Below are 12,869 nucleotides of genomic sequence, written 5' to 3'. Positions count from 1 at the left end.
GCGTCCTCTATTTTCGCGATTTTCTATAGAGTCATACGAGCTTCTATTATTTTGTGATCCCGCTTATGAGTTTACGTATTTTGCAATCTTATATAGAGTCAGTTGAGCTTGCCTTATTTGCGATATTGAGCTTGCCTTATTTGCGAAATTACGTCGAGTCAGTTGAGCTTAGCTTATTCCGATATTACGTCATGTCAGTTGAGCTTTACTTATTCCGATATTACATCGAGTCAGATGGGCTTGCCTTATTTGTGATGATACTTCGAGTCATAAGGGCTTGTTCTTTGTGTTCCTGCCGTTTTATATGAGCTTTGTTTTGTGATGTCATATAGGGTCATACGAACTTGATATGAATTAGGAACTTTTATGCATGCCGGGGAAAAGATACTTTACTAGGTAGGCTGGTATGGAAGGCATGGGTGACAGCTAACGTTCCCACTACACAGCTTATCATGCCGCGCCGCCATAAGCTGAGTCGAAGGGAGAGTGACGAAAAGGACTTGAAACGGAAGCTCCTAGCTTCGACAAACAACCCTAAAGTGCGCTTCTCTCTCCATACATCCAAAAAGCCGCCAACCCTGGACTCATGTCCAGGGCCGGCAGCCTATGCCATCTTATGAAAAGTGGATCCAATCGATGTCCGCAATCCCCGTATCCCGGATCTGCCAACGGCGGATATTCGGATTCTGGAAGGTGATATAGAGCGTCTGACGCCCGGTAAGCGGTTGAGCCAATTCCATCGAATAGTTATGATAGAACGGAGCCAGCTTGCCGTCCTTCAACGGCAGCTCCATATCCGCAACCAGCGGACCTTCCGCATCGCCGATATGGATGAAGATCCGCGTCTCTTCCGTCAATACGGCAGCGCGCACGGTAATGCGGCTCACGCCTTCCGCACCAAAGTCGACATCATCGAACGCCATCCAGTCGGCAAAATGCAAATCGCGCACATGCACATACGTGCCTGGAATGAACAGTCCGTTCGAGCGGTTGTATTGCTCCGCTTCCAGCGTGACGCCGCCTTTCGGAGCCGCTTCTGGCGCGACGACACTCACTTTCATCTGCAGCGATGGGCCCTCTTGTCCCCCCAGGTTACCCGTAGCCGCAGTGATGACCGCCTCGCCCGGTGCAACGGCCGTAATCTGGCCACGCTCATTGACGGTCACGGTGCGCTCATTGCTGGAGGTCCATATCAGCGACAGATTATCCGCCCACGCCGGCTCGACGCGAATATTCAAATACCGGCTCCAGCCTGGCTCGAGCACAATATCCTCTTCCGTGTTGAATTGAGGCTGTAGGCTCTCTGCCGGGTGCTGCCCAGTTGGAGCATCGACGGCTTCGCCGTCTCCCCACGACCATACGGCGACGGCCGGCTGTCCTGCAACTCCTTCTGTGTTCACGGCCACCGCTTCGAAGGTAAGCTCGTTCTCTCCGAGCCGCTCTACGGATTTGACGTAGTACACGTTATCGAAGATTCTGCCTATCGCTTCCCGCTTTCCATCCTTCACACGGTACAGATCGTAATACCATAAGTTATCGATAACACAATCATCGGCGAATTGCCAGGACAATATGAGGGAGGCTTGCTCCTCGCTGAAGTATGCCTGTTCTACTTGGAAGCCGGCTGGGGCCTTCAGCACTGGCAATTGTGCCGCTTCCTCGGTCAGCTTCAGTTCACCCAGGTTCACCTTGACGGCGACACTTTTCTCCGCTAGGGATGAGATGCGGACTCCAATGGCGGCGATCCGGCGCTTCTCCCCACCGGCAAGCCGCTTCGCAAGCGTAGTCCACTCTGTGCCTGGCGCCGCATCGAAAGACAACACTTCCGGCGTCTCCGGCTCGTCCTCATAGTATAAGAGCATGTGGAGCTGTACCAGATCGGAGTACGCCTCGTTATCCTGCGAATGATACCCGGCATACGACCAGCCAAGCTTGCAGGTTAGCGATAACAACACGTCCATGTCTGCCGGCAAATCCGTCTTGTACAGGCGAATGTCTGTGCTGCTTCCCGGTTCCAGCAGTCCTTCTGCTATGATGGACGAGCCGCCGTTCCACGCTGTGCTGTAATCATAATCTACATCCAGCGGATTCCCTTCGGAAGCAACCCACCACTGCCAAGTCGGAAGCAGTTCTTGAGCGCTTACATTGTTCCAGCCTGTGCGGCTTGCCACTTCTCCGTTCAAGAAGAAGGCGAGCCCGTGCCCGTTGTTGAAGCGCGTGACAAACGGATACGAACCGATAACTGAGCGCTCCGGTATAAAATGAGCCAATCCGTCCCAGCTCTCTCCTTCCGAGCCGATGCCGCGTCCGCTTTGTGCAGGATTGCCCTTGGCGCCAGACCAGTACATGCGCTCGCGGTGCTCAATATATTGCTGCATCTTCGGATCCGACGGATTCGGTCCGCGGTGCCATACCATGTCGGTGCCGAACAGCGCCACGCTCGTGCGCGGAGTACGGGCCTCGTCATCCCGGAAAATGGATTTCAGCTCATTGCCGCGCTCGAAGCGGAACTTATCATTTTCCACACCGGAAAAAAGCGCTTCGTACGGATCAAGTCCAATCTCCTTCGCATAAGCATTGCTCTTCTCCAGCCGCTCCGGCGTGTACGCGTAGTTAATGAATATGCTGTCGTTCGGCTGGCGGCCGTCCCGCTGGTCCAGAACCCATGGCGCATTCATCTCATTGAAGAAATTGATATATTGCAATTCGCCATTCCGCGACAGACTATCGTACCAGCTGAAGTACAGTCCGCTCTCGCGCATATATTTCAGCATCTTCATCAGTTGGGCGGCATGCTCTTCACTTATGCTTGCCTCCTGGTTGACGAAGTAGCCGTCGAACCCGAAATACTCCGCCATCGCAATCATTTTGTCGGCGACCGGGAAGCGTCCATCTTCCGTCTCCTCGATCAGTTCGCCGAAATCGGTGTCACGCGGCCAGAACCAGCCGCCCAGGCTAATGACACCATTGCGGTGCGCGGCGTCGGTATACGCCGGATTCGGAAGATTCACGACGCCGTATTGCCGCTCTTCCTCCGGTGAACCATATACCGGCAGCCCGTGCCATGCCGCATAAATATCTTGGTACTGCCAGAACTTCAGGACATTCCTGCTGAAGCTGTCATTATAGCGGTAGGCTCCGAACCATTCCTCCTTGTCATAATCGGCGGACAAGTTCATCACCTTCGCCTGATACGTTAGCGCGGGATGCGCTTGAGTCGGGGCGAACGGTGCTATCCGCTTCGCGAGCGGCACCCGCGAGCGAAAAAAACGGGCATACGGATCCGTGTCGGGTGACCACGCTTTCAATTCCTTGGCATTGTAGCCATGGAGGTATGGCTGCCCTGGCCCTCTCGGTGTCTCCTGGGCCGCTGACCAATCTTCCAGTACATGCTGCTTGTCATTGCTGCTGCGTGATGAATAATCTGCACTCATCGCACTGCACCTCTCTTTCATCCATCGCCTCTAATATTTATTGTGGAAAGGCTTCCACGAACTATCCTATCAGAAATTGCGGCCAGGGGGAACCTCGAATCACACCTCCTTATCCAAAACCAAAGGCATATTTTGGGAACACCCGTTTCCCGAGACCTTGGAACCACAACTTTTTATTTAATTCTTGTAAAAGGACAACACAGAAACTTATTATTATAGTTGACGATATAAAAAAAGTTTAAATTTTTATTCAAATAAATCCTTTTTTTATGTTTTCCAGTATCTTTTGGCTTATTTCGTTCAGAAATTGTTCATTCTTAACATCTACAATTAGGTATTAATACATAGTCAAAAGGGGAGGTACTCATGGGCAGACCTAGAATGGCAACACAACGATTGTGCAGTGAAGATGGCTGCAAGGAACGTCACTATGCGAAAAACTTGTGCAAGCGCCATTATCATCAAATGAGACGGGCAGCACAAAAAAAGAAAAATGATGATATCCCTGTCACTCCTGACCTTGAGCGAATCGTTCAATTGCATCGATAAAACAGCTTGGGGGCTCCTTAAGGTCAACAACACCTTAAGGCAGCCCCCTGCTTAGTTATCTGTCTCGCACGGAATACAAAATTTGACGCAGGTCCCCTCCATCGGAGCGCTGCGCACCGATATGCCCGTACCGAACAGCTGCCGCAATCGGTAATCAATATTTTTGAGCCCGATTCCGCCGGTCGCGCTCTTCGCCAACAGCTCCTCCTGCCGATCGGCCGAAATGCCGACCCCATCATCGCAGACTTCGATGCAATAATGTTTGTCCTCCGCATAGACGCGAATATGAATCGTGCCCCCGTCCATCCGTTTCATAATCCCGTGGTGGACGGCGTTCTCCACGATCGGCTGAATGGATAGCGGCGGGATACGCAGCCGATGCGATTCAGGCAGATCGATCGTAAATTGAAGCCGGTCCCCGAACCTGATTTTTTCTATGTATAAATAAGAACGTACCAGTTGAAGCTCACGTTCGAGCGGTACCAATGGCTCCACATTATCAAAGCGGAAGCTCTGCCGCAAATAATTACTGAATTCGACGAGCAGCTCGCGCATCTGCTCGGGATCGTCTTCACTGAGCGAGACAAGCGAGTTCAACGTGTTGAAAATAAAATGGGGCTTGATTTGCGCCTGCAAAAAAGCCATCTCCATACGGAACCGCTCATTCGCCGAATGCTTCATCAGCAGCAGCGTCCGCACGCGGGCCCGCAGCTCGGCGGAGTCGATCGGCTTCGCCACAAAGTCATTCGCTCCGGCCGAATAGGCGGCAAGTGCATCATCGGTTCGCCCCCTTCCCGTTAACATAAGTACCGGCAGCTCGAACAAGGAATGCATCTCCCGAATGCGCCGGCATACTTCCAAGCCCGACATGCCAGACATCATCAGATTGAGCAGCACCAGATCCCAGTTCCGGATGTGCCGAATTTGCAATAACGCCTCTTCCCCGCTGGAGACCGTGGTAAGCCGGAATCGATCAGGGGAGAGCAGATTTTCCAATACCTTCTGATGAATCGGATCATCGTCGACGATAAGAATGCAGGCCTCGCCAATCTCGTCGACCGTGAAAGAAGGAGAAGGCGCATCGAACACGATCTCTTCCGCAATCTCCCAGCCGAACTGCTCCTGATATTCCAGCGGCATCCGCACGGGAAATGCCGCCTTGTCATCCTCCTTCCCCATAAGTTCCCCCTCATCCCCCTGCTGTTGTTCAGCGATTGGCAGACGGAAATAGAACGTTGAGCCGCGGCCTATAGCTGAAGTCGCGCCAATGGTTCCGCCATGAAGCTCCACCAGCCGCTTCGTGACATTCAGACCGAGCCTTCTGTCAAAAAAAGAAGAACGATGCGGCACATCCTGCTCATAAGCATCGAAGATGCCTTCCATCTCCGCCTGTGTCATTCCGCCTCCCGAATCCGAGATACGAACCTCCACTGCTTCCTCCAATGCCAGGGCCGATACCGTCACTGTGCCCTTCTTCGTATTCTTCACCGCGTTGTGCAGCAATTGCGACATAATCTGCATCAATCGCTGCTCATCAGCCAGCACCGGCGGCAGATTGTCATCCAGGTTGTTGCATATTACAATGTCTCGAGGCATTGTAATATAACGGGTAATCTCAATCACAGCGGTGACAGTTCTCCTCAGATCAAGTACTTTCACATGGATGAGCATCCTTCCTTCCTTCAATTCTGACCAATCCTGCAGATCGCTAACCAATCTGGTCATATGCTTCGCGACAAATACAACGATATGCAAATCTTCCTCTTGCTTGACCGACAAGTTGCCACGGCTGCCTTCCAGCAGGGATTGCGCCAAATTCATAATCGCAAGCAGCGGCGTTTTCAATTCCTTGGCTGTCGCTGCCATAAATTCTTCATTCGAGCGCCTATGGTTCGACAATGCTTCGGCCAATTCCTTCTCTCTTCGATAGGCGACGTAATGCTGCCTTGCCTGAAGGAAGACAAGCACGCAAATAAAGATGATAAAGTTCAAATACCACCAATAAAGCGACTCATGGACGCCGAATACTCCACCGTATACCGCCAATCCTCCAGCCGCGAATGCGATACTCAGCAAGAAAGGAAAGGTCTTTCCGGCAACCAGTGAACCGAGTACCAGCCTATAGAATAAATACAGATATAAGGCTAGAAATATTCCATGAGTTACCGTGGACACGGCAATGATACCGCGGTTATAATTCACTAGCAAAACGGCGATGGTTCCAAGCAGAGAGACGTATGCCGCGAATCGGGCTATCTGCGGATGAACATAGCATCGGCGCCTTCGCGATGCATAGAGCAGCAGGAACAGATTCATGCCGATCGACGTCACTATCATCAGCTTGTAGCGCCAATAGAAGGACAGCATCGGGAACAGCATCGCTCCCCATCTTTCTCCGAAAATAAGAACGAACAATATCGCAGACATGCAAAAAAGAACAAAATACTGCCACCCGGGCTGCGGCAATCGGAACAGATAAATAAGTATCGTATGAAAAGCGCCCAACAATAAGGTCAGCAGAATGCCCATTTCCAGCATAAGCTCAAGGTTCCGCTCCAAGTTCACTTGCTGCGGCAGTCCAAACGATATCGGCCTGGTGATGGCCCCCTGCCAGACGGAGTCTGACCTGTCGATCTGGATCATCAGATCGATAACATTGCTATTCGTATGCGCATAGGCAACATAGGAGGTGTTGTATAGCGTATTTGAATGGAAATCGTCCGGGGAGAGCCCGCTGCTGCCGATGCGCAGGCCATTGACGATCATGCTGTGGGAACTCATAATGGATTTCACATAAAAAGAAAATATCTGTTCCGCGCTGTTGTCAAGAATAATTTGCAATCGGTACGTGCCGTATGTAGAGAATGGCCGGGGTCCCGTCCATGCGCTGTCGATGCTCCAGAGGCCCGGCACTTGGATGAAGACGGGCTTGGCACCGAGGGCCTCAATCTGTGAAGCGTTCGAGAATATCCTGTCCGGATAAAATTCCCATTCCCCCTTCAACTTGATAAGGCCCCCCTGTTCCCACCCGCTGCCGCGAAGATCAAGCACCCCCTGCACCGGCTTCGGAAATGCCTCACATTCCCGTAAGAAACCGCCGGCCAACACAACATACAGAATGGTCACGAGTGCAAAGACGAGTCGAACAACATATCGTTTTGCCATTTGCCCAATCTCCCTACTGTAGTGAAAGCTGCATTTTGGAGGTATCCTGAGAGCCGCAGCGGAGCTTGCTTCGTTTGATTCGCATCATATGTCTGTCCGCCATCTCCACAATATCGCTTAATAATGTCCCCTCCTCCGGATAGACCGCATAGCCATAAGATACCGCAAAAGGAACCGAGGCCTGCTCTGCAGTCAAGGCCAGCTTGTTCATTATGCGGCTGCGGATGCTCCGCAGCTCGCACCGGTCAGAGCAGGGCACCATGAACACAAATTCATCGCCTCCCCAGCGAACGACCGCGGTCTCGCTGCCCGATGTATTCAGCAGCACGGTCGAAATGAGTCGCAGCACCCGATCTCCCGCATTGTGGCCATACGTATCATTAATTTCTTTGAACCGATCCACGTCGAAGAAAAAGACGGCGGTTTTTTGTCCATTTTTGCGGTGTTTGCCAGCCAGCCTCTGAAATATTACATCGGCACTTCTGCGGTTATACGCCAATGTCATAGGGTCGATTTCCGATTCATACTTCACGACATCATACCGTTTGCCGCATCGCCAAGATACACCAAGCATCATAATGGTGAGCACGGCCAACATCGGATTCATCATTTTTGCCGACATGAGGTATGCGATGAGTGCGACCCATCCGCACAGCGTCATGGCAGTCATTATTATTCTGCCCGTATATTTCATGTTGATTGGTTTTCACTCCCACAATGAATTGGATTTTTTACCTAAAATTTCGACTTTTTCTCATAAACATCGACTATTCTATGATGGCCTACTGAACAAATACTGAATCGTCCTCCCAAGAAAAATAACCGCCGCGGAAGCAGAATCCACGACGGTCGGCGCGATTAAATGCTATTTTTCCATTCCATGTACCAAGCAAAAACTTCTCTGCTGGGTTCAATGCCTAATTCTCCTTTTAAATTGTGGCTTAACAGTTGAAATTGCTTGATGACTTCCCCGTAGTTGCCCAACTGCGCATGAATTTTCATCAGTCCGAAATAACTGTCCTCGGTATACGGATATTTCTCCTGAATCTGCTTGTAAAGGGGCATCGCTTCCGTATATGCGTTCATCCGCATCAAGCATTCGGCCACCTGCTTCGCATGATTGAACCAGATTAACCGAAGCCTCTCCTGTTCGCCTTCCGCCCACAAATATTGATGCTCCGCCAAATAATCGCCCCGATAGGCGTTCAGCAGCTTCTGATGCTCCTGGATCGTCTCGGGAGACACCTGCGGGGCCAGACGCACCGCCTTTTCCCATTCCTCCTTGTCCAGCTTCATGCCGCCCAATTCGAGCCGGTACCCCTCATCCATATATTTGATGTGGATTCGTAATGCCCTCTGCTTAATGACCTGCCTAATCTGGTAAATCGTCGTATGTAAATGGGCTGATGACTTTTCAATGCGGTAATTCGGCCATAGCAAATCGAGAATCGTATCTTTGCGCAGCGTCTGCTCCCGATGGTGAAGCAGATAGGCAAATAGCTCCTGTGCTTTGACCGTCCGCCAGTGGAAGGTCTTCAGCTCCTGTTGGGGAGTAATATAATGCAGATAAGACAATGTGCACAGCATCCCCTCAAGCTGGCTGTGCTTCCCTTCATCGTTAACTTGCACCGGCTTAGCAAGCCGCTTCAGCGTCTTCTCGATGCGGGTCCGCTGCACCGGCTTCAATAAATAGTCTAACGCATTCAGCTCGAATGCCTCAACCGCATATTCGTTATATGCCGTCACAAATACAATATGAAGGTGGGGTTGAATGCGCAACAGACGTTCTGCCAGTTCCATTCCATCCATTTCCGGCATCTCGATATCTAGGAAGACAAGATGGAACGTCTCCCGTTCCGCCACTTCCAAGGCCAGATGCGGATTCTGAAATGAACCGACAATTTCAATAGGCACTTCCTTTCCATCCTGCTCCTTCAATAGCTTTTCCATACGTCGCAGCGCTAGCATCTCATCATCGACAAGGATCGCTTTCATATTCCTTCCCCCTTGCAATCTTGACCGCAGCGGCCTCCCCCTCATCCATCGGACACGCCGGAATCATGCATGTTCCCGTGGCGGAACGGCCGGCTCGTCCCTTCCTGCCCCCCGCATCGACGATGCCGAAGCGGATCGCGCAGCCTGCTGCTCCTCCATGGATCTCGCCGCTAGACCATACGGTCATCTTCACTATAAAGCGATGGGGGAGAAAAAGAAACAGCCTGCGCCTTTTGCTTTAGACCTGAGACCTAATTCGAAAGGCACGAACGCTTTCATCTTAGTCAAATATACTAAACAATAACTGAACAAAAGGGATAATCATAAAAAACGCTTCGGAGAGCTGCCTCCAAAGCGCGATTGAGGGGGTGATATCTGTGTTGCATCTTGATCGGCAGTTCCGTGTATCAGAAGCCGGCGATGCTTCAGTTCTTCCTGCGCAGCCTGGAGAGCTTGGCCTGCCCGCGCCAAGATCATTCATCGGTGACAACAGAGAAGCGGAATCGAGCGATCTGCTGCACTCCTCAACGGTCAGGGAGCATCGGCTATTGGGTTATCCCGGATCAACGGTCCCAACGATAGCACGCGACGACATTACGCCGTACTGGAATGATGAGTACTGATTAATCTGCAAGCAGCCCCTGCAAGCCAGGCAGGGACGGCCGCACATGGCGAAGCCCGTCCGGATCAGGACGGGCTTCGGTCTTCCTCGCGCGCTAGACGCAGCACACGCTCGATGAACGGCGCCTTCCGCCGCGTATATTCGACGCGATCATGCGGATGCAGGCTGGCCAATTCAAGCTTCAATTGCCTATATTGCTCCCGGACATCCGGGTGGGCTCTTACATAATCGCGGAACAGCAAGTGCGCTTCCCAATGGGGATCCCGATGCCGGTATATATGCAAATGATGCGTACCGGCCCGCCAGCGTCCACGCCTGAAAAACCGGCGTTCCGGCCATTCCGGCTTCGGTACATACTCGTAGCCGATCGCGGCCAGGCGCTCGATATGCACCTCGGTCAGCACCTCCAGCCGATGAACGCCGGCCATAATATCAATGATCGGCTTGGCACCCAGACCGGGAACCGAGGTGCTGCCGATATGCTCCACCGCGGCGACGATATCTGTCAGCGCCTCCTCGATAACCCGCTTTTCCTGCTCATAGTCGCGTACCCAGTCCGGGTCATAGTCCACAATGACGACCGTTTCCATCGCTGGCTCCCCTTTTCCATTCATTATTACGAGTCTCTATGTCCCTGCAGCCTCTCAAGCTTCAAGGAACCGAAGCACTCTCTCATTGACATACTCCGGCATCTCCATGCTGAGCAAATGGCCGGACCTAACAGCCCTACAGCGGAAAACGCTGCGGCGAAGGGGCCGCTTCTACATAGAGCCGCTGGCTTGGCAGCGCGAGCGAAATTCCCTCTTCCTCAAGCACCTCCATAATCATCAGATTGATCTGCTCCTTATGCTGCAAATATTCGGCCCATACCGTTGTCTTGGTAAAATAATAGAAAAAGATGCCCAGACTGCTCTCGTTGAATTCGCTGAACCGCACCATAATAACGTCCGGGTCTACCGCTTCGTTCTCCCGCAGGCGCGCGTCCATTTGGGCGATGGCGGCCTGCAGCCGCTCGCGATCCGAATCGAGCGCGACGTTCAAGGTGAACGTGACCCGCCGCTTGCCCATCCGGCTCCAATTCGTAATCGCCTGGCCCGCCAGCGTCGCATTCGGCACCGTAACGAGCGAATGGGCGAAGGTGCGGATTTTCGAGCTGCGGAACGTAATATCCTCGACCGTCCCTTCGACGCTCGGAGTCATAATCCAATCGCCCTTGGAGAAGGGCTTCTCCGTAATAATGACGATGCCACCCAGAAAATTGCTAAGCGTGTCTTGAGCGGCCAGCGCTATCGCCAGGCTGCCCAGGCCAAGTCCCGCGACGACGCCGTTAATGCTGTACCCCCACTCCGAGGCGATCATCGTTAGCGCAATAACGACCACGAGGAAGCGCAGCACCTTGGATAAGAAAGGAATCAGCATGCTCGACTCATCGAGCCCGAGCCGCGCCGACAGCCCGCTGAATATGCTGGAAGAGCGGGCCGCCGCATGGTAGAGTCCCCAAGCGACGAGGACGATGAAGACGTTGCGGTAAATTTTATCGATGGCGGGCAGCAAGGCTCCGCCTGGAGGAATGACCATTTTGCAGGCCAGATAGATACCGATCAGGACGAAAAAAAGTTGCATTGGCTTCTCGAACGCCGCCAAAAAATGTGTGGCCCCCTTCGAGCGCGACAATCCGCGCATCAGCAGGGCGAACAGATAGTTCGTGAACAGCTTGCGGAATAGCAAAAACAGCAGCAATACCCCGGCGGCGCTCAGCCACCGGCTCCAATCCATAGTCTCTAACATGCCAGGAATCCATTCATTAAGCAATTGGGTGATTCACCTCATTATCTTAAGTTAGTTGGGTTCCATTATAACATTGACCCCTTGGACGGGAAAAGATGCCGCCGGCGCGGCCTGAGGCCACCCGGTCAAGCCTCGGCAGCATCCTCGGTGCGCCATAAAGGAAGCCGGACCTCATAGGCGGCGCGCGGAGGATGGCCAAATACGGCAACCGTTCCGCCATGCGATGCCACAATGCCCCGGGCGTCAGCCCATCTGCCGTCGAGCCATTCATCCTCCGCAGGCGGCGCATACGTTCGGGCAGCCGGCCGGAAGACGCCGTCCTCCTGGAGAGGCGTATCCGTTCCGGGAACGGGCTGCCCATCGTTGCGAATGTGCACGACGGCAGTCTCCTCCGCACCGAACAGCCCGATTCGGATCGGCCCAGAAGGCCGTCCCGTTCGCGCCGCTTCGGCAATCAGCAGCTCGAACGCTTCCATGAGCCGGCTCCCGTTCCCGTAAATCATCATCGGCTGCCCATCCGGCTCAGCGAAGTCCAACGCTATCGTGATCCTCGGCTGCTTCAAGCGGAAACGGTACTCTTCCGCCAACTGCATCAGCAGCCGGCGCACATCGACGGGATGCCACCCCTCCCGTTCGGGAACCTGCGGCTGCCTCGATAATTCGAACCGCCGATCGACGGCCCGGCTCAAGCGCAGCGCCTTGTCGCGCGCAATCTGAACATAGTGGCGCAGCTCCACTTCATCCCGGTAGCCGTCTTCCGCGATCAGCTGCAAATAGCCCAGAATCGAAGTCAGCGGCGTGCGCACATCATGCGACAGTGCGGTCATCAGCGCGTTCATCCGCTCGGCCGTCGCCTCCTCGTTCTCCCTGGCCGCAGACATCTGCCGCGACAGCCGGTTGACGGCATCTGCCGCTTCGTCCAGCTCCGCCGCCGAACGCTTGACAGGAAGCGGCATCGCTTCTTCCCCATCGGCGAGGCGGACGAGACTGTCCTTGATCTGCCCGTAATATACCGCCTCGGTGCCGATGAGCCACAGCAGGCTGGCGATGAACAGCACCCCCGTCGCCAGCAGCGCCATTCCTTCCAGACCAATGGTTGAAGAAAATAGCCGGTACAGCTTCCACAGCGGCGGAATATCGACCGCATGCATAATGAATCGGAAAGCAAACAATACAAACATGGTGAGCGCAAATGCGCCGCACAAGCAAATTCCCACAATAAACAGCAGCTTCCACAGGAAGCGGGCCGCGTCTAGCCGGTCTCCCCCTCGTCCCGTTGACAAGCGGCTGGCTTCCCGAGCTTCCTGAGGCCGACG

9 protein-coding genes are annotated in these 12,869 nt (G+C 53.3%); 2 read left to right on the top strand and 7 right to left on the bottom strand.

The window, feature by feature from the left end; translation table 11 throughout:
• Positions 1-614: 614 nt before the first annotated feature.
• Positions 615-3,434 (bottom strand): endo-beta-N-acetylglucosaminidase, encoded by a 2,820-nt coding sequence (locus DQX05_RS15565; protein ID WP_119794474.1) that lies wholly within the window; start codon positions 3,432-3,434, stop codon positions 615-617.
• A gap of 366 nt (positions 3,435-3,800) precedes the next feature.
• On the opposite strand from DQX05_RS15565, the gene DQX05_RS15560 reads away from it, so the two are divergent.
• Entirely contained in the window at positions 3,801-3,983 is a 183-nt protein-coding gene (locus tag DQX05_RS15560; RefSeq protein WP_119794473.1) for a hypothetical protein, read from the top strand.
• 51 nt (positions 3,984-4,034) lie between these two features.
• Here the strand turns inward: DQX05_RS15560 and DQX05_RS15555 are convergent, their stop codons facing one another.
• From DQX05_RS15555 to DQX05_RS15545, 3 genes are all read right to left on the bottom strand, one after another.
• Positions 4,035-7,148 (bottom strand): hybrid sensor histidine kinase/response regulator, encoded by a 3,114-nt coding sequence (locus tag DQX05_RS15555; RefSeq protein WP_119794472.1) that lies wholly within the window; start codon positions 7,146-7,148, stop codon positions 4,035-4,037.
• A 13-nt stretch (positions 7,149-7,161) separates the two neighbouring features.
• On the bottom strand, positions 7,162-7,818 hold the full coding sequence (locus tag DQX05_RS15550) for a GGDEF domain-containing protein (protein WP_182914773.1): 657 nt from the start codon (positions 7,816-7,818) through the stop codon (positions 7,162-7,164).
• Positions 7,819-8,006: 188 nt separating this feature from the next.
• Positions 8,007-9,143, bottom strand: a complete 1,137-nt coding sequence (locus tag DQX05_RS15545) for a response regulator (protein ID WP_119794470.1) — start codon at positions 9,141-9,143, stop codon at positions 8,007-8,009.
• Positions 9,144-9,520: 377 nt separating this feature from the next.
• Here DQX05_RS15545 and DQX05_RS15535 point away from each other — a divergent pair, with 377 nt between their 5' ends.
• On the top strand, positions 9,521-9,766 hold the full coding sequence (locus tag DQX05_RS15535) for a hypothetical protein (protein WP_147385193.1): 246 nt from the start codon (positions 9,521-9,523) through the stop codon (positions 9,764-9,766).
• Between the two features lie 64 nt (positions 9,767-9,830).
• Here the strand turns inward: DQX05_RS15535 and DQX05_RS15530 are convergent, their stop codons facing one another.
• The 3 genes from DQX05_RS15530 to DQX05_RS15520 all read right to left on the bottom strand — a co-directional run bounded on the left by DQX05_RS15530 (position 9,831) and on the right by DQX05_RS15520 (position 12,836).
• Positions 9,831-10,355 carry a GrpB family protein gene (locus DQX05_RS15530; RefSeq protein ID WP_119794467.1) on the bottom strand — a complete coding sequence of 175 codons (525 nt, stop codon included), beginning with the start codon at positions 10,353-10,355 and terminating at the stop codon, positions 9,831-9,833.
• A 136-nt stretch (positions 10,356-10,491) separates the two neighbouring features.
• Positions 10,492-11,553 (bottom strand): mechanosensitive ion channel family protein, encoded by a 1,062-nt coding sequence (locus DQX05_RS15525; protein WP_259392020.1) that lies wholly within the window; start codon positions 11,551-11,553, stop codon positions 10,492-10,494.
• A 125-nt stretch (positions 11,554-11,678) separates the two neighbouring features.
• On the bottom strand, positions 11,679-12,836 hold the full coding sequence (locus DQX05_RS15520) for a sensor histidine kinase (RefSeq protein ID WP_182914772.1): 1,158 nt from the start codon (positions 12,834-12,836) through the stop codon (positions 11,679-11,681).
• Positions 12,837-12,869: the final 33 nt, after the last annotated feature.

Origin of the sequence: Paenibacillus thiaminolyticus (assembly GCF_003591545.1) — a bacterium.
GTDB classification, from domain to species: domain Bacteria; phylum Bacillota; class Bacilli; order Paenibacillales; family Paenibacillaceae; genus Paenibacillus_B; species Paenibacillus_B thiaminolyticus_A.
This window is presented reverse-complemented; position numbering and strand designations above follow the sequence as displayed.